The organism is Actinosynnema sp. ALI-1.44 (assembly GCF_001984155.1).
Classification (GTDB): Bacteria; Actinomycetota; Actinomycetes; order Mycobacteriales; family Pseudonocardiaceae; genus Kibdelosporangium.
In genome coordinates, this window is record NZ_MTQO01000032.1 from 148,884 (window position 1) to 165,957 (window position 17,074).

At 68.3% G+C, this 17,074-nt stretch carries 16 protein-coding genes; 10 read left to right on the forward strand and 6 right to left on the reverse strand.

All coding sequences use genetic code 11. The annotated features are described in order from the left end of the window. Positions 1-47: 47 nt before the first annotated feature. Positions 48-1,217, reverse strand: a complete 1,170-nt coding sequence (locus ALI144C_RS06600; RefSeq protein ID WP_143230457.1) for an MFS transporter — start codon at positions 1,215-1,217, stop codon at positions 48-50. 113 nt (positions 1,218-1,330) lie between these two features. Here ALI144C_RS06600 and ALI144C_RS06605 point away from each other — a divergent pair, with 113 nt between their 5' ends. From ALI144C_RS06605 to ALI144C_RS06610, 3 genes are read left to right on the forward strand one after another with little or no spacing between them, the layout of a single operon-like run. Further along, positions 1,331-2,203, forward strand: coding sequence for an alpha/beta fold hydrolase (locus tag ALI144C_RS06605; protein WP_076986104.1), 873 nt, complete (start codon positions 1,331-1,333; stop codon positions 2,201-2,203). A 51-nt stretch (positions 2,204-2,254) separates the two neighbouring features. Further along, positions 2,255-2,422 (forward strand): hypothetical protein, encoded by a 168-nt coding sequence (locus ALI144C_RS55310; RefSeq protein WP_441297537.1) that lies wholly within the window; start codon positions 2,255-2,257, stop codon positions 2,420-2,422. A gap of 11 nt (positions 2,423-2,433) precedes the next feature. After that, positions 2,434-3,978, forward strand: coding sequence for an endonuclease/exonuclease/phosphatase family protein (locus ALI144C_RS06610; RefSeq protein WP_076986105.1), 1,545 nt, complete (start codon positions 2,434-2,436; stop codon positions 3,976-3,978). 279 nt (positions 3,979-4,257) lie between these two features. Here the strand turns inward: ALI144C_RS06610 and ALI144C_RS06615 are convergent, their stop codons facing one another. Further along, entirely contained in the window at positions 4,258-4,944 is a 687-nt protein-coding gene (locus tag ALI144C_RS06615; protein WP_237774014.1) for an HAD family hydrolase, read from the reverse strand. A gap of 47 nt (positions 4,945-4,991) precedes the next feature. After that, a complete protein-coding gene (locus ALI144C_RS06620; protein ID WP_076986107.1) occupies positions 4,992-6,026 on the reverse strand; it encodes a helix-turn-helix domain-containing protein in 1,035 nt (344 codons plus the stop codon). 94 nt (positions 6,027-6,120) lie between these two features. Between ALI144C_RS06620 and ALI144C_RS06625 the strand changes: the two genes are divergently transcribed. The 3 genes from ALI144C_RS06625 to ALI144C_RS06635 are packed head-to-tail and all read left to right on the forward strand — an operon-like array spanning position 6,121 to position 10,441. Continuing rightward, positions 6,121-7,020 (forward strand): alpha/beta hydrolase, encoded by a 900-nt coding sequence (locus ALI144C_RS06625; protein ID WP_143230458.1) that lies wholly within the window; start codon positions 6,121-6,123, stop codon positions 7,018-7,020. Then, a complete protein-coding gene (locus tag ALI144C_RS06630) occupies positions 7,017-8,732 on the forward strand; it encodes an ABC transporter ATP-binding protein (protein WP_076986109.1) in 1,716 nt (571 codons plus the stop codon). The genes ALI144C_RS06625 and ALI144C_RS06630 overlap by 4 nt, the downstream gene beginning before the upstream one ends. Further along, a complete protein-coding gene (locus ALI144C_RS06635; RefSeq protein ID WP_076986110.1) occupies positions 8,732-10,441 on the forward strand; it encodes an ABC transporter ATP-binding protein in 1,710 nt (569 codons plus the stop codon). The genes ALI144C_RS06630 and ALI144C_RS06635 overlap by 1 nt, the downstream gene beginning before the upstream one ends. On the opposite strand, the gene ALI144C_RS06640 is transcribed toward ALI144C_RS06635, so the two are convergent. Together ALI144C_RS06640 and ALI144C_RS06645 are read right to left on the reverse strand one after the other, a co-directional pair. Next, positions 10,432-10,851: a universal stress protein gene (locus ALI144C_RS06640; RefSeq protein ID WP_168211190.1), complete on the reverse strand. Its 420-nt coding sequence runs from the start codon at positions 10,849-10,851 to the stop codon at positions 10,432-10,434. The two genes, ALI144C_RS06635 and ALI144C_RS06640, sit on opposite strands and share 10 nt — an antisense overlap. Beyond that, the gene (locus ALI144C_RS06645; RefSeq protein ID WP_076986112.1) at positions 10,839-11,018 is read right to left on the reverse strand and encodes a universal stress protein; all 180 of its coding nucleotides are present in this window, start codon (positions 11,016-11,018) and stop codon (positions 10,839-10,841) included. Before ALI144C_RS06645 ends, ALI144C_RS06640 begins: the two co-directional genes overlap by 13 nt. A 64-nt stretch (positions 11,019-11,082) precedes the next feature. Here ALI144C_RS06645 and ALI144C_RS06650 point away from each other — a divergent pair, with 64 nt between their 5' ends. The 4 genes from ALI144C_RS06650 (at position 11,083) to ALI144C_RS06665 (ending at position 16,713) form a co-directional block, all read left to right on the forward strand. Beyond that, positions 11,083-14,211, forward strand: coding sequence for an NACHT domain-containing protein (locus tag ALI144C_RS06650; RefSeq protein WP_076986113.1), 3,129 nt, complete (start codon positions 11,083-11,085; stop codon positions 14,209-14,211). 62 nt (positions 14,212-14,273) lie between these two features. Beyond that, a complete protein-coding gene (locus ALI144C_RS06655) occupies positions 14,274-15,437 on the forward strand; it encodes a cysteine desulfurase family protein (protein WP_076986114.1) in 1,164 nt (387 codons plus the stop codon). A gap of 18 nt (positions 15,438-15,455) precedes the next feature. After that, complete coding sequence (locus tag ALI144C_RS06660; protein ID WP_076986115.1) at positions 15,456-15,824, forward strand: YciI family protein; 369 nt, start codon at positions 15,456-15,458, stop codon at positions 15,822-15,824. Between the two features lie 4 nt (positions 15,825-15,828). Beyond that, positions 15,829-16,713, forward strand: a complete 885-nt coding sequence (locus tag ALI144C_RS06665; RefSeq protein ID WP_076986116.1) for a hypothetical protein — start codon at positions 15,829-15,831, stop codon at positions 16,711-16,713. Here ALI144C_RS06665 and ALI144C_RS06670 read toward each other — a convergent pair. After that, on the reverse strand, positions 16,691-17,059 hold the full coding sequence (locus tag ALI144C_RS06670; protein ID WP_237774015.1) for a putative glycolipid-binding domain-containing protein: 369 nt from the start codon (positions 17,057-17,059) through the stop codon (positions 16,691-16,693). The two genes, ALI144C_RS06665 and ALI144C_RS06670, sit on opposite strands and share 23 nt — an antisense overlap. Positions 17,060-17,074: the final 15 nt, after the last annotated feature.

Below are 17,074 nucleotides of genomic sequence, written 5' to 3' on the forward strand. Positions count from 1 at the left end.
CGCACCTCGAATCCGACGTAGAACTAGAACGTGTTCTATTCATACCATCATGTCGTCCCGCGGCCTAGCCGTACGCACACCGCCACGACCAGCAGCGCCGTCAGGCCGCCGAGCAGCATCACCGTCGAGGGTGAGCTCCGGTCCACCACCGCACCGCCGATCAGGGCACCGAAACCGATCGTGGCCTGGAAGGACGAGGTGAACAGCACCGACGCCGCCTCCGGCGTGCCCGGCGCGGACCGCACGAACCACGTCTGCGAGCACACGGGCACGGCGCCGTACGCCAAACCCCACACGACCAGCAGCGCGACGGCCCCGACTGGTGTCGTCCCCACGACCGGGAGGAGCGCGGTGGCCGCCCCCAACAGGGCGGCGCTGACCCCGAACGTCGCGCGCGGGTACCGGACGACGCGCGTCCCGGCGAGGAAATTGCCGACAATGCCCGCCGCGCCGTAGACCAGCAGGATCACGGTGACAGTTCCCGACGACACGTGCGTCACCTGCTCCAGAAAGGGCGTGACATAGGTGTAGGTGCCGAAGTGCGCCAGCACGATCAGAAACGTCACCAGCAGAGCGGCCCGCGTGCTCCGCTGACGCACCAGGTCACGCAGCACACTGATTCGCGTGGCCTGCTCGGCGGGCAACCGGGGGACCACGATGGTGATCGCCACGAGCACCGCGCCGGACAACGCCGCCATCACGACGAAAGCCGTTCGCCACCCGGCGATGTCGCCGATGAACGTCCCCGCCGGGACACCCAGGACGGACCCGAGCGGCACCGCGGCGAAGATCACCGCGGTCGCCCGTGCGGTCGAGCCCGGCGGGACGAACCGGTCGGCCAGACCGGCCGCGATCGACCAGAATCCGCCGATGGTCACACCCACCAGGACACGGGAGAGCAGAACGGCCCAGTATCCCGGCGCGGCCGCGGCGATGACGTTGGCCACTGTCAGCACCAGCATGAACGTCCGCAGCATCTGCCTACGGTCGACGCGCGCGGTGACGACCGTGACCACCGGTGACGCCACAGCGGCGAGCAGTCCGGGCATGGTCATCATCAGTCCGGCGGTCCCGTTCGAAATGGAAAGGTTGGCACCGATGGACGTGAGCAGGCCGATGGGCAGGATCTCGGTCGTGACGATGGCGAAGATGCCGACGGTCACGGAAACGACCGCCAGCCAACCAGAACTCGTGACGGGCATGGTGGGTGCTGACATGGCTCCTCGGCGGGGTGTCGATCAACGGGTCCGGCCAAGTCCACCAACTTCCGAAGCTCATGGCTGGCGGCTTTCCGCCCCCACCGTCACGTCGTCGCGGCTAAGTTGGGGGAGTGGACTTCGACGAGATCGTGATCAGCACCGACCGCCTCGACTTCCCCGCGCTCACCGCCGGTGACGGTCCTGTTGTCGTGTGCTGGCACGGGTTCCCCGACCATCCGGCCACATTCGGACCGCTCGCCGAGCACCTTGTCGCCGCCGGGCGGCGAGTGGTCGCGCCGTTCCTGCGCGGACATCATCCGGCGACCGTCGACCAGATGCCGTATACCGACAGCATTACGCTCGCCGCAGACGGGGCCGCGGTGGCTGCGGCGTTGTCACCGGACAGCGGTGTCGACATGATCGGCCACGACATCGGCGCGGGTGTGGTGGGTCGGCTGGCGGCCGTCTGGCCAGAGCGGGTGCGGCGCGCGGTGACCATGGCCGTGCCACCGCCGAAGACCGTACCCGCGATCCTCCGTGATCCCGCGCAGCAGCAACGGTTGTTCTACATGTGGCTGTTCCAGTTGCCGGGGCTGGCCGAGGGCATCCTCGAAGCCGACCGGGCGCTGATCGACTACCTGTGGGCCACGTGGTCGCCCGGTCTGGACATCGGAGAACACCGGGCGAACGTGCACAAGCTCTACAGCGACCCCCAGGTGATCCGCAACGCGCTGAGGATCTACCGCGGCAACTTCGACACGGCGTTGCACGACCCGGACCTGGCCGCACTGGCCGCCAAAACCGAAGCGCCTGCGACGGTTCCGTTGCTCGTGCTCGCGGGCGAAAACGACGGGTGCATTCCGCCCGAGTTCTTCGCGGGCGCCGAGAACGGCCTCGCGCCAGGCTCGTCGGTCCAGGTCGTGCCGGACGCCGGGCACTTCATGCAGCTCGACCAACCGGCCGAGATCGCCCGCATCGCGCTGGAGTGGTTCGACCAGCCGTGACGCTGACTGACCACCCGGGAGCACATCTGCGGCGGCTACGCCGACCACGGCCTGCTCGCCGAGGTGGACTGGAAGGAAGCAGCGGACGAGATCGTCGCCCAGCTCAAGGAGCTGCGTTCCAGCCCGGCACAGTCCTGGGCGTGGTTCACGGCCGAGTGGTCGGCCGGATGCCACCTGCGCGCCATGATCCGTACACGATCCGGTCATCACCACACCTGAGGCTGCGCGGCATGCGTTGGCTCATATCAGTGCTGGTAGCGGCACTTGTCCTGTTAGGCATCACCACGCCAGCCACGGCGGCACCGGACGGCACGCTGGCACTGGCGTCGACCGCACTGCGTGTCGGGGAGCCGATCACGGCGACCTACAGCACGCCCCGGCCGCACGCGAAGAACTGGCTCGGCCTCTACTCCGACCCCGGCAACGGCCCGGCGGAGGAGAAGTACGTCGGGCCGTCGACGAAATGGACCTACGTCACCGCGGCCAGCGGCACGGCGACGTTGCCGACCGACGGCCTTGAGCCGGGCAACTACATCGTCTACGCGCTGGCTCAGGACGGTTACCAGTGGCTCGCGGCGCCGGTGAAGCTCCGGATCGCCAGCAACGCGCCGCTGCACTTCGTCACCGACACGTTCGACCTGCGCAACGCGCGCGCCTTCACGCCGTACCAGGCGACCGTCCGGGGCGTCGTGCGCGGCGACACCGACGGCGTCACCTTCCGCAAGACCGCCGGACCGCAGTGGGTCCAGGTGTCCGCGGACGGCGCCGTGACCGGTACGCCTCGGCTGACCGACGTGCTGAGGCCGTCCCGCGTGCGTGTCGAGGCCCGCAACACGCGGGGTGAGACGAGCACCGCCACGATCAGCGTCGAAGTCCGGGCGCCGGGCCTGCCGCTGGTGCCGGAGCTCAAGACGATGAGCTTCAACCTGTGGCACGGCGGCAGCCAGGTCGACGGCGGCAGGGAGAAGCAGCTGCGCACCCTGCTGGCGTCCGATGTGGACGTCGTCGGTCTGCAGGAGACGTCGGCGGCGTCCACGCGTGAGCTGGCCGAGGCCCTGGGCTGGGACTACCACCAGGCGGGCACCGACATCGGTGTGATCAGCCGGTACCCGATCGTCGAACGCAAGGAGCCGGGCACCGGTCCGCTGTCGGTGGCGACCCGTGTGCGGGTGCGTCTCGACGACCGCCAGGAAGTCGTGGTGTGGAACGTGCACCTCGGCTACAACCCGTACGGCCCGTACGACGCGTGCTTCGGCAAGATGACCCAGGAGCAGTTGCTGGCCAACGAAGAACGCTCCGGCCGTACGCCCCAGATCAAGGCAGTCCTGCAGGAGATGCGCCCGGACCTGGCGGCGGCGTGGCGCACACCGGTGTTGCTGACCGGTGACTTCAACGCCCCCTCGCACCTGGACTGGACGCCCGGCACCCGTCGCTGCGGCTACGACACAGTGCCGTGGCCGACGTCGGTCCTGCCCACCCAGGCCGGACTGCGGGACTCGTTCCGCGTGGCGAACCGCAACCCGGTGACCACGCCCGGCACCACCTGGTCGCCGATCTACCCGATCTTCACCGGCGGCTACGGCCACGACTCGCACAAGGGCGAGCCGGAGCCGCAGGACCGCATCGACTTCGTCTACTACGCCGGGCTGATCGGCGTGACGGAGTCGAAGACCGTGGTGGAGGGCAAGCCGACGGCCGTCCCCCACCACCGGGGCAACGCCTGGTCGTCGGATCACGCCGCCGTGCTGACCACGTTCCGCACGTCGGTGTTGTAAGTCCGATTCCCACCGGGAGCACATACACGCGCATCTGCCTGGTCAGCAGGCATTTGCTGGGTGATCTGTTCTGTCCCGGTGCACCTTGGTGCGGTCGCCGGGCAATTGGCCGATCTTGTGCGGAATTTGCCCGGCGACGTTCAAGTCTTCGGTCGATAACGGTGAATTCACGCAACTGGCGAACAGGCCGTACGCCTGTACCCACCTGACGCCAAGTCGGCTACGGACAAGTAACCGAGCTGTCAGCTCGGGTTGTCCCAGCGTTCGGCCTTGCTGCCGCTATGCCTCCGTGATGGCGCGGACGACGTCAGCCGGTTCGGCAAGGTCGGCCAAGACCTGGGTTGCTCCAGCGGTCCGCAACTCGTCCATGCTGCTCTTCCCGCTCGCCACACCGATCACCCGAACGCCGGCCGTCAGCGCAGCCTCGACATCCTTGGGCGTATCACCGATCAAGACCGTGCGCTGATTGCCGAACACGACACCGGTCCGCTCCGTCGCACGTCGCTGCGCGATGGCCACCAACTCAGACCGTCGCGGGTTATCGTCCCCGTACGCACTGGCCTCAAGATCGAGATACCCGTCCAGTTCGAAGACCTCAAGTTTCGTCCGCGCGACACCACGAAGGTTTCCAGTCAACACGCCCTGGTAGATGCCGTCGTTCGCCGCCACCATCGCCAGCGTCTCCCGCGCACCAGGCAGCACCCTGCCCCGCTCGGCCAACTCACCGCGTGCGGCCTCGTAGCCCTGCACCAACGCCGCCGCCAACTCACCCACTGCCGGATTGGTCGGGGCAATCCCGTGCAGCTCCAACGTTTCCCGAAGGATATCCAATTCGGTCCGACCCGACACTGCGGCAAGCTCCCGAAACGAAACACCGGTCACCACAGGAAACACCCGCTCGTACATCTCACGCCCCACGCCCCGCGTCTCGATCAACGTGTGATCGACATCGAACAGCACGAGCACACGCGGCACCGAAGGCGAAGACATGGCAACAAGTAGCTCACCTGAGGTCAGTCGGCGATGAGCCGCCATGTGGTGAGGGCCAGCCGTGCCCGGATCAGGCCGGTCGGTTCGGTCAGGTCGATGCCGAGCGCCTTGCCGATGTGCTCAAGCCTGCGGGCGATGCTGCTGTGGTGCCGGTGCAGGACGTCGGCCGCGCGCCGCAACGACCCGGACGCGCAGTACGCGTCCAAAGTGTCCATGTCGTCGGGGTTGGCGGCCAGTTGGGCGATGGCGGCGACGTCGGTGTTGTCGCGTGCGGCGTCCTGGGGGATCTGGGCGAGCAACGCAAGCGCCCCCAAGCTGTCGTGGTGCACGACAGGCTGGCGCTCGGTCGCGAAGCGAAGTGCGGTCCGGGCCTGCCGCCACGAGCGTTCGGGGCAACCGACGGAGCCGATGCCCGCCTGGACTCCGGCGGGGAACAGGGCCGTGTCCACCTTGGTGGCCAGCACGACGCCCACGTCGGCCAGTGGCGCCGCTTTCACCGGATGCGCCGGGCAGATCAGGCCGCCGACCTGGTCGAGTGGACGGTCCGAGCGCACAGCGACCACACGGATCGGCAGGTCGGCGCCGAATCCCAGCAGCCGCAGCGCGCGGGCGCGGGCCGCCTCGTCGCTGCTCGAGCTGATCACCAGTTCGATCAGTGCGGGGTCGGCCATGGTGGTGCTGGCCGGTCCGTAGCGTTCGACGACCGCGGCCGCTGCGATGGACAGCCGGTCCAGCACCAGGTCGTCGAGCGGCGTCGGCTCGCCTGGCCGCTCAAGCCACACCGTGCCGATCTCCTCGTCGTCGAGGACGATCGGCACGGCGGCGGACGCGGGCGACTCCGGGCCGGACACCGGGCGGCCGTCGGGGCTGACGCGGATCACGCGTCCACTGCCGTGCAGCCGGATGCCCGCGACGCACTCGGCCAGACCGGCCGAGGCCCTGGCCAGCGCGGCCAGGTCCACCCGCCTGCGCATCAGGGTGTCGTAGAACATCACGACCCGCATCGCGCCCGCGGCGAGCGAATCCAGATGCGACAGCCGTTCGACCAGAACCTCCATGTCAGCAGCGTAGCGACGATCGGCGCACTATCGGCATGGATCACGCGACGGCTGGCGGATGAACCGGGCGCGCCGCGGATCCAGGATTGTCGGCATGGATCCCGAACTCGAAGCGTTCCTCAGCCTGCTTCCGCGCGCCGACCTGGCCGACCCGGTCGCCGAACGCGAGAACTTCGCCAAACTGGCCGCCGCGATACCGCCACCGGACACGTCGAACATGGTGGTCGAGGACCGCATGGTGCCCGCCGATCCCGAGGTGCCGGTCCGCATCTACCGCCCGCACGACGCGCAGGGCGCCATCATCTGGTTGCACGGCGGCGGGTGGGTGATGGGTGACGTGGACACCGAGCACCCGTGGGCGGGCCGGCTCGCCGACATGTCCGGCGCGGTGGTGATCTCGGTCGGCTACCGCCTGGCACCGGAGAACCCGTTCCCCGCCGCGTTCGACGACGCGTACGCCACACTGGTCTGGGCGGCGGAGAACGCCGCCGAGCTGCACATCGACCCGAGCCGGATCGCGGTCGGCGGGCACAGCGCCGGTGCCGGGATCGCCGCGGGAATCGCGCTGCGCGCCCGTGACGAGGACGGCCCGCGGATCTGCTTCCAACTGCTCAGCCAGGCGGGGCTCGACGACCGTCAGCAAACCTGGTCGGCGCGGAAGTTCACCGACACGCCGTGGCTCACCACCGGCAAGGTCGCCCAGGCGTGGCAGCACTACCTCGGGGGCGCGACCCCTACCGCCTACGCCGCACCGGCACGGGCCACCGACCTGTCCGACCTGCCGCCCGCGCACATCACCGCCGCGGAGTTCTGCCCGAACCGCGACGACGACATCACCTACGCGTTGCGCCTGTTGCAGGCGGGCGTCGCGGTCGAGCTGCACCAGTGGGCCGGGACGTTCCACGGTTCCCAGGCGATCCTGTCCGCCGAGGTGTCCCAGCGTCAACTCGCCGAACTCGGCGACGTTCTGCGCCGCGCGCTGGCGCAGCCGTGACCGGGCTGCTGCGCCCGTACCTTGGCGGGTTCGCCGCTGTCGTCGTCCTGCAGGTCATCGGCGCCATCTCGGGGTTGGCGCCGATGCTCGCGGTGGTCGAATTGGGGCGCACGCTGTTGTCGCCCGGTCCGGCCGATCACGACCACGTGTGGACTGTCGTGATCCTCGGCGCGGCGGGGCTGTTCGTCCGGCTCGTCGCCACGGCCGCGTCGTCCGGGATCGGGCACCTGCTCGACAACCGGGTGCAGCTGTCGTTGCGCAGGCAGTTGGCCGCGCGGTTGGGACGTGCGCCGATCGGGTGGTTCTCCCGGCGCCGGACGGGCGAGCTGGCGAAGGTCGTCGGCGAGGACGTGAGCGCTGTGCACCCGTTCATCGCTCACACGCCCGGCGAGCTGGTCGCCGCGTTCGTGGTGCCGCTGGTGTCGATGGTGTACCTGTTCACCATCGACTGGCGGCTCACGCTGATCACCCTCATCCCCGTGGTGCTTGCCGTCGCACTGGTGCCGCTGATGATGACTCCGGCCAGGCTGCGTGAACAGGAGGACTTCGACGCGGGCATGGCACGGATCGCCAACTCCGTGGTCGAGTTCGTCCAGGGCATCGCGGTGGTCAAGGCGTTCGGCGGGGCAGGCCGCGCGCACGGCAGATTCCGCACGGCCGTGGACGAGTTCGTCACGACGTTCCTGCGCTGGGTGCGTGGGCTGTCGGGCATCGCCGCCGGGATGCAGCTGGCGCTGTCGCCGCCGTTCGTGCTGCTGGTCGTGCTGATCGGCGGTACGGCACTGGTCACGTCAGGCGGTATGGCTCCCGCCGACCTGCTGCCGTTCCTGCTGCTGGGCCTCGGCCTGACCGCTCCCGTCGCCGCGCTCGGCCACGGCTTCGACGAGATGCAGACCGCCCGGCGCGCGGTCGGCCGGATCAAGGACGTGCTCGCGGTCGATCCACTCCCGCAGCCCACGTGCCCGGGCACAGCCCAAGGGCACCGGGTGGAACTGCGTGACGTCCGGTTCGGCTACGAAACCGATCGCGAGGTGCTGCGTGGGATCGACCTGGTGCTGGAACCGGGCACGGTCACAGCGGTCGTCGGCCCGTCGGGCAGCGGCAAGTCCACGCTCGTCCAGCTGCTGCCCCGGTTCTTCGACCCGACAAGTGGCTCGGTCGCCATCGGCGGCGCCGACCTGCGCGAACTCGGCAGCCGGCAGCTGTACGAGCTGGTGTCGTTCGTGTTCCAGGACGTCCGGCTGCTGCGTGCGTCGGTCACGGACAATATCGCGCTGGCAGTGCCGGACGCCTCGCCCGACGATGTGGTCCGTGCCGCTCGGCTGGCCGACATCCACGACCGGATCCTGGAACTGCCACGTGGCTACGACACGGTGATCGGCGAGGACGTCAAGCTGTCGGGCGGGGAGGCGCAACGGATCGCGATCGCCCGTGCGCTGCTCGCCGACACACCCGTCCTGGTACTCGACGAAGCGACCGCCTTCGCCGACCCGCACACCGAACGGGCGGTGCGCCGGGCACTCGCGACGCTCAAGGGCGATCGGACGATCCTGCTGATCGCCCACCGGATGGAAACGGTCGCCGACGCCGACACCGTCGTGATGCTCGAGGACGGAGTGGTCGCCGAACACGGCGCACCCGGTGACCTGGTGGCGCGCAACGGCAAGTTCGCCGAGTTCTGGCGATCCCAGCGGGGAGGGAACGGGACCTGATGATTCGAATGCTGTTACGCGTGCTGGGAAACGAGTACGCCAAGCCGGTTCGGCGCACCGTGGCGCTGATGACCACGACCGCCGTGGCCGAGGGGTTGTCGTACGCGTTCCTGGTGCCCATCCTGGGTGCGTTGTTCGGGAGTGACCCGGCGGACGCCGTCCCGTGGCTCGTCGCCTTCGGAGCGGTGTTCGCGGTCTACGGGATTCTGCGCTACCGCAGCGATCTGTCCGGCTTCCGCGTCGGAATCACCTTGCTGAGCGGGATGTACCACCGGCTCGGTGACCACCTGGCCCGGCTGCCCATGGGCTGGTACAGCGCGGCCCGCGTCGGCGAGGTGTCCGTGCTGGCCAGCAGCGGCGTCATGCGGGCGATGAGCGTGCTCGCGCACCTGTTGTCGCCGTTCATATCCGCGAGCGTGACACCGTTGACGATCATCGCCGTCCTGCTCGTCTTCAACTGGCAGTTGGGGCTGGCCGCGGTGGTGGCCGTGCCGATCGTGGCGGCTATCCAACGCTGGACCGGTCGTGCCATCGCCGCGACGGACACGGAACGGGCGGAACGCGACCACGACGCCACCAACCGCGTGATCGAATACCTCCAGGCGCAACCCGTGCTGCGAGCCGGTGGCCGCACGGCGGAACGTTTCCAGTTGCTGGACGACTCGTTGCGCGACGTCCAGCGCGCGTCTCGTCGCACGGTGCTGTCGGCGCTACCCGGTGTCGTGGGCTTGACGATCACCGTGCAGGCGATGTTCACCGTTGTGTTGGCATTGGGCGGATATCTCGCGCTCAACGGCGGCATCGGCGTGGCCGAGGTGCTGACGATCCTCGTCCTCGCGGCCCGGTGCGCCGATCCTTTGCTGTCCCTGGCGGACATCGGCGGCAAACTACGCGGTGCCCAAGCCGAACTGGCGAGGCTGGACGAGGTGCTGCACACGCGGCCGTTGCCGGAAGCGCCCGATCCCGTCCTGCCCGGGGGACACGGTGTGGAGTTCGAAGCCGTCACGTTCCGGCACGGCGACCGCACGGTGACCGACGACGTGTCGTTGACCGTCCCCAATGGACAGCGGCTGGCCGTGGTCGGGCCGTCGGGTTCAGGCAAGAGCACATTGTTGGAACTCATCGCGCGGTTCTACGACGTAGACGAGGGCTCCGTTCGCGTGGGCGGAGCGGACGTCCGTTCAATAGGCACCGAAGTACTGATGGAACGAATCGCCGTTGTCTTCCAAGATGTCTACCTGTTCGACGGCACCGTCGAGGAGAACGTGCGCCTCGGCCGCCCGGACGCCACCGATGCCGAAGTACGGGCGGCGGCAGCCGCCGCGCGGCTCGACGAGGTGATCTCGCGCCTGCCCGACGGGTGGGCGACGAACGTCGGCGAGGGCGGCGCGCTGCTGTCCGGCGGCGAACGCCAACGGGTGTCCATCGCGCGAGCGCTGCTGAAGAACGCGCCGATCGTGCTGCTGGACGAAGTGACCTCCGCACTGGACCCGGTGAACGAAGCAGCTGTCCACGATGGAATCGAACGGCTGATGGCGGGCCGTACGGTGGTGATGGTGGCGCACCGGTTGCATACGGTCCAACGTGCCGACCAAGTCGTCTTCCTCGACGGTGGCCGCATCGTGGAACAGGGCACCCACGACGAACTGGTGCGCCAAGGCGGTCGCTACGCGGAATTCTGGGAGCTGTCGCTGACGGCTCACTCGTGAGGACGCACGATCGCCACGGGACAAGGCGCGTGGTAGGCGACGCTGTGGCTGACCGAGCCCAGCAGCGCCCGTTTCACCGCTCCCCGGCCATGGCTGCCGACGACAAGGAGGGCGGCGTCCTGCGCGTGTTCGATCAGGGCATGCGCGGGGCGGTCCGGCGAGATCACTTGGCGGACAACGACATCGGGGTGCTTGCCCCGATGCCCGGCCACGTGCTCGGCGAACAGCTGCGCACCCCTGTCATGGATGTCCTGCCAGGCATAGTCCCACGTCCGCACCGGCGCCAGCGCGTCCAGCGGCAGATCGGACCAGGCGTGCACGGCAACAAGGTCATGCCCGTGGCGGTCGGCGAACTCGAACGCGAAGTCGATGGCCGCGGAACTGGTGTCCGACCCGTCTATGCCGACCACCACGTGCAGCCAGCCGGTGTCGCTGCCGCCTCCGGCAGCGCCGGGACACTCACCCCCTCGACAAGCGCGAGCGACAGTCCCTGTGCAACAGCTTCACGAGCCGCCCACATGACGGCACGCTCGGCGGCGGTGGAACCGTCGTAACCAGCGACGATCGTGTCAGCCATACTTTCCGGCTACCCGGGTGGCGGGCGGCTACACGGCCTGAGCGGGTCGAGTATGTTTCCTGGAGTGGCAAAGCGGAGACTGACGTTCATCGACGCTGTCCGTCTGCTCGGCGGGGACTCGAACGCCGTGGGCAGGATCAACAAGCTGGCTGGTGGAGCGGTGGCCGCGACAGCCGTGGCGACCGTCGGAGACGTGGATTTCTTTGCTTTGCGCAACGAAATAGCGATGTGGGGCAGTTCGGCGATCAGGGGAATCCGCGAGAGAACCCAAGAACTGAACCGCTTCGACCGGACACAACGGCTGGTCGCGGCGCACGCGGTCATCGTCGTGACGTCGTTCTACCAAGCGCTGGACGAGGTCGTGGCCGATCGCCCCGGCGTCGACCTGTCCCGTGCCGAACTCACCAGGGAAGAACAGGTCGCGTTGGCGACCGGAGGAGCACCTGCCCGGAGCTACGCCGAGATGGTGGCGTCACTGGTGGAGACATCGCCACCGATGCCCACGCCGCACCAGCCGTTCGAAAGCACGCTGGTGGCGCTCAGAGACCATTACGACGCCGTGGGCGATCGGTTGCACCGATTTCTCTACGGTCTGCGGGCCTTCGAACATCCGGACGCCAGGGAAGGTATCTGGGGACTGGCGGGGCAGGTTCCCGAACTCGCAGTACGCCGTTACGCGGAGAACTACCGGGCCCTGGCCGTTCAGGCGCCGGAGTTCGGCGTGTGGAACGGATTGGTGGACGGCCAGGCCACTCGCGCCGCCCTGGCCGACGCGATCGCGTCGCTGAGAGCCGAACTGGCCCGCGCCCGCCACGTCACGGCCGATGGTGTTCGGGACGGTCTGGGGGAGATGTACCAGAACCGCCTGAACCGGCCCATTCTCAGCACGACCGACGCTCCCAGGCACGTCACGTTGCCCACGCTGCGCACCGCGTACATCAGGCCGACCGGTCTTGTCGCCGTGGCCGGACCGGCCGATCATCCGGCAGCCGAGACGTGGTGGGAGGACAGGGCGTCCGTGCCGGACGTGCCCGGGTTCCTGCTCGGGCACCTCACCAGCCCGGCGGCGGTCGAACAGCCGATCATGGTGCTGGGACAGCCCGGCTCCGGGAAGTCGCTGCTGACCGAGGTCCTGTCGGCCGAACTTCCCCAGAACCAGTTCCTCCCGGTCCGGGTCGAGCTACGCAAGGTGCGGGCGGACGCGTCCGTGCAGCAACAAATCGAGCAGGCCCTGTACCAGGTGCTTGGCGAGACCGTGACATGGCCGGACCTCGTCAGGAGCGCCAGCCCGGCGCTGCCGGTGATCATCATGGACGGCTTCGACGAGCTGCTGCAGGCGACCGGCGTCAACCGGGCGGACTACCTGGAGTCGTTGAGTGACTTCCAGCAGCGGGAAGCCGACCTCGGTCGCCCGGTCGCGGTGATGGTGACGAGCCGGACTGTCGTGGCTGACCGTGCGCGTTGTCCGCAGGCAACTGTGGTCGTCCGGCTGGAGCCGTTCGCCGAAGAGCAGGTCGACGAGTGGCTCGACGTCTGGAACGCCGCCAACGAGCACAGCCTGCGCCAGCGCGGATTGCGGCCGTTGCCGGGCGAGACCGCGTTTCAGTGCATGGAATTGGCCACCCAGCCCCTCTTGCTGCTGTTGCTGGCCCTCTACGACGCAGGCGACAACGCTTTGCAGAACACAGCGGGCACGCTTGGCAGAGTCGACCTCTACGAGCAACTGTTCGCCGACTTCATCGCCCGCGAGGTCGCCAAGAGCGGCGAGCGGGACGGCCCCGAACAGCGAGCGCAAAACATCGAGGCGGAGTGGCGGCGGCTGTCGGCCGTGGCCATCGCCATTCTCAACCGTGGTGCCGACGTGATCGTGGAAGCAGACCTGAACGGCGACATCAAGCACCTGCTTGCGCCCGACGACCTCGTGATCAGCCAGCCCGACTCGTTCCGGCGAGCGCTGACGCCAGGGCAGTTGCTCGTCGGCCGCTTCTTCTTCATCCATGAGTCCAAGGCCATCCGGGACACCGACGTCCAGGAACGGAGTTTCGAGTTCCTGCACGCGACCTTCGGCGAATTCCTCGCGGCCCGCCAGATCGTGGCTGCCCTGGTGGAACTGGCCGAGGACCGCGACCGCCGACGTCCACCAGGCGCCGTTTTCGACGTGGGCTTCTTCTACGCGATCACATCGTTCATCACTGTCGCTCGCCGTTCACCGCTCTGGGACTTCTGCCACGGTCTGCTGAACCGGCTCGACCTGCGGCAACGCCAACGGTGCCGCCAGTTGGTGATCGAACTGCTGCCGGACGCGGGCTACCCGCATCCAACCTGGTCGACTTCGGGTTACGAGCCGCGCCGTACGCCGATCGCCGCACGGGTGGCCACGTACACGGCGAACCTCGTGTGTTTCGCGATCATGTTGTCCGACGGCCCGGTGGACGCAGCGGAGCTCGTGGGCGAACCAGTCGCCGCGCGATGGCGGGCGCAAGCGATGCTCTGGCAAAGCCAACTCGATGTCGAAGACCGGGTACGCCTCTGGCAGGTGCTCCGCGTGGCCTGGAGTTTCACAACCGATCCGGCAGTGCTTCAGGTCCGGGTCGAAGATGGTGAACCGGTGAGCGTGTACGAGTCGCTTCCGTGGCCTCCGGACGGTCTTCCGATCGCGCCGGACAGAGTGATCTTCGACGATGTGCGGATGCCGAGCGAGTCCGCCGTAGGGCGTTCGTTGCGGAAGTCCGCGTTTGTGCAGAATTCGCAGGACGCGCGGGAACATCTGTACGCGTTGTTGCCCTACTGGCGGATCTATGGCGACACCACGGTTCTCCCACACCCGGAGATGCTGATTTCAGGTGCCGGGGCTTTGTTGGAACTCCTCCTCGACCCCATGACCTCGAACGGAAACCGGGATCGGCGCTCGATTCTGTACGGGTCTGCCGCCGTGGCAGGTCGGCATGTCCAGCGGTTGTTGCTGAACCAGGTGGTTCGCGACGCGGTCCACCTCGATCCGGGAACGCTGAAGCCGCTGATTTCGGCGTTCCAGCCAGGCACTGCCGACGAGGCGACATTGCTGGAGATCGCCATGTTGTTGAGCGAGGCGGCCGTTGACGATGGGCTTACTCGGGAGAAGTTCGACGACAGCCTGCCCCCTCATCAGCTGCGCGAGGTGGTCAGTGCACTGTTGGGCATCGACCTGCACTAAGTTCTGCATTCAGCGTTCAGGCCAGCTTGCGTGTTGAAGTCTGCGCTCTGAGGAAGGGAAGCATGGCCGAGGGGCCGATCTACCTCGACTACAACGCCACCACGCCCGTCGACCCGGCGGTCGTGGACGCGATGCTGCCGTTTCTCCGTGACGGATTCGGCAATCCCTCCAGCGTTCACCACTACGGCACACAACCACGTGCCGCCTTGGACTGTGCCCGCGCGCAGGTCGCTGCCCTGATCGGTGCGTCGGCCGAGGAGATCGTGTTCACCGGATCCGGGTCCGAGGCCGACAACCTCGCGCTTCGGGGCGTGGTCCTGGCCTGCGGAACCGATCGGCCGCACGTGATCACGCAACGCGCCGAACACCCAGCCGTCCTCCAGGCTTGCGAGGCCCTGCGGCGCTGGCACCACGCGGAGGTCACGTATCTGCCGGTGGGCCTGGATGGTGTGGTCGACCCGGCGGATCTCGCCGCGGCGCTGACTGACCGGACTGTGCTGGTCTCGGTCATGCTGGCGAACAACGAAACCGGCGCGTTGCAACCCGTCGGCGAGCTGGCCCGCATCGCCCGCGACCGCGGTGTGTTGTTCCATTGCGACGCCGCCCAAGCCGTCGGCAAGATCCCGGTGGACGTCACTGAGCTCGGCGTCGACCTGCTGACTGTGGTCGGGCACAAGATGTACGCGCCCAAGGGGATCGCCGCGCTGTATGTGCGTGCCGGTGTCCAGCTCGAACCGCTGGTCTACGGCGGCGGGCAGGAACGTGGACTGCGCGCCGGGACTGAGCCTGTCGCCATGGCCGTCGCGCTGGGGGCCGCTGCCGAGTTGGCCGCTGCCGACCTGGACGGTGGCGGGCAGGACCGAATCCGTCGGCTGCGTGACCGGCTGCACGACCGTCTGAGGCAGACCCTGCCCGGCCGGGTCACGCTCAACGGCCCGGCAGACGCCCGGCTGCCGAACACCCTCAACATCAGCATCGACGGCACCCTCGGGCACGCGCTGCTCGCCGCCCAACCTGGCATCTGCGCGTCCACCGGATCGGCCTGCCATAGTGGCACCCACGAGCCGTCATCAGTGCTCACGGCGATGGGGCTCGACACTGACCGCAGCCTCGCCGCGTTGCGGTTGTCGCTGGGTCGCTGGAGCGTCGAGGAGGACATCGACCGTGCCGCCGAATTGATCGTCAGCGCTGTCGAGATCGGCGGGATCCGGCCGTCCTTGTCGTGACCTGAGCTTGGAGGACACGTGCACTACCTGCTGCTGATCTACAACTGCGACCGGCCCGCGCCCGACGACCCCGGTTTCGCCGACGCGCTGACCAGGGTGAACGCGTTCGCGGACGAACTGCGCCGCCGAGGCGCGCTGGTGGCGGGAGACCCGTTGCCCGGCGAGAGCACCGCCACCACGGTCAGCGTCCGTGACGGCCGAGCGTTGGTCACGGACGGCCCGTTCACGGAAACCCACGAGCACCTCGGCGGCTACTACGTCCTCGAGTGCCGTGATCTCGACGAAGCGCTCGAACTGGCCGCGTTGTGCCCGATGGCCGAGGCGGGTTCGATCGAGGTCCGGCCGGTCGCCCACGTACCCGGCGTCGACAACAGCCCGGCGCGGTGACCACATGAGACTGTCTATTCTCGACAATGGCCACCGGCTGCGCGCCCGGCTCTTCCTCGGCGCGACATCGAAGATGTCCCGTGTGGACTCGCCGGACATCGTGAAGATGCTGGTGTACCGGCCGGACTTCCTCACCCGGACGCTGCTGGACCTCAGCGCCACCGCGATGCGCGGCGAGTCGTACTGGACGGCGGGCGAACGCGAGTACCTGGCGATGCGCACCGCCCAACGCCACCGCTGCCCGTTCTGCGCCGACACGCACGCCGAGCTGACCCGGATCGCCGCCGCCGGCGAGATCGATCCGGACGACACCGCATCCGCACGACCGGAACTCACCGCCGTACTGGACTTCCTCGACGCTCTCTCCGACGGCGCCGCGGATCCCGGTCGTCTGCGCGGTCGGGGCGTGCCGGACCGGGCGATCATGGAAGCGCTGCGTGTCCGGGTGGTGTGGAACGTCGTCAACCGCCTGGCCAACGCCTTCGGCTACGAACTGCGCGAAGGTCAACTGCACAGCGGAACTCGTGCGCTGCACCGGTTCGGCTACCGGTTCCCCGGGTTCCTGCTGGCAGGCGGCGCCCGGACCGTCGACCGCGGTGACCTGGTCGAGAACCTCCGCCACGCCGTGCTCGACGGTCCGGGCCACACGGATCCGGCCGACCGGAAGGCCGCGGCGACGGGCGATTCGCTCACCGAGCCGTGGTCGTCCTACACCTTGAAGGTCCGTGCATCGTCCTACCGCGTCACCGACGCCGACATGGAAACCCTCGCCGCGGCCGGTCACACGCAGGACGAGATCTTCGAGATGACCGTCGCCGCCGCGGTCGGCGTCGCGTTGACCGAGTACGACGCCGGTCAGCGAGCGCTCACTCGTTCACCGGACACGTGAGGCGATACCGGGATAGTCGACGACGAGGCCGTGCTTGTCGTAGACGAGGCGGCAGCTGAAGTCGAACGCCGGTGCGGTGTAGCCAGTGACCGTCGCCGTCCGCCTCGATCCGCGTGGCGAGGGTGGCACCGCCGCTGCGGCAGGTGACCCGCGCCCACCTGGTCGACCACGACTCGTCCAGGTGGATGACGTAGTCCACGATCCAGGACTCGCCGTCCTCGGTGGCCGTGGTGGTTCCTTCGACCCGGCACCCACGGTCTTCCTCGGTGAAGAACGCGACTTCGAACCCCTCACGGGCCGCCAGATGCCGCCATGAGGCGACTCGGGGCAGAGCAGCGAATGACATCGAGTCTCCCAGTGT

What these genes read in the sequence shown, in the direction of transcription:
- ALI144C_RS06655 (WP_076986114.1), top strand. Translation starts at nt 14,274, where the DNA reads ATGGCCGAGGGGCCGATCTACCTCGACTACAACGCCACCACGCCCGTC.
- ALI144C_RS06665 (WP_076986116.1), top strand. Translation starts at nt 15,829, where the DNA reads ATGAGACTGTCTATTCTCGACAATGGCCACCGGCTGCGCGCCCGGCTC.
- ALI144C_RS06610 (WP_076986105.1), top strand. Translation starts at nt 2,434, where the DNA reads ATGCGTTGGCTCATATCAGTGCTGGTAGCGGCACTTGTCCTGTTAGGC.
- ALI144C_RS06600 (WP_143230457.1), bottom strand. Translation starts at nt 1,217, where the DNA reads ATGTCAGCACCCACCATGCCCGTCACGAGTTCTGGTTGGCTGGCGGTC.
- ALI144C_RS06645 (WP_076986112.1), bottom strand. Translation starts at nt 11,018, where the DNA reads ATGGCTGACACGATCGTCGCTGGTTACGACGGTTCCACCGCCGCCGAG.
- ALI144C_RS06670 (WP_237774015.1), bottom strand. Translation starts at nt 17,059, where the DNA reads ATGTCATTCGCTGCTCTGCCCCGAGTCGCCTCATGGCGGCATCTGGCG.
- ALI144C_RS06625 (WP_143230458.1), top strand. Translation starts at nt 6,121, where the DNA reads ATGGATCCCGAACTCGAAGCGTTCCTCAGCCTGCTTCCGCGCGCCGAC.
- ALI144C_RS06620 (WP_076986107.1), bottom strand. Translation starts at nt 6,026, where the DNA reads ATGGAGGTTCTGGTCGAACGGCTGTCGCATCTGGATTCGCTCGCCGCG.
- ALI144C_RS06635 (WP_076986110.1), top strand. Translation starts at nt 8,732, where the DNA reads ATGATTCGAATGCTGTTACGCGTGCTGGGAAACGAGTACGCCAAGCCG.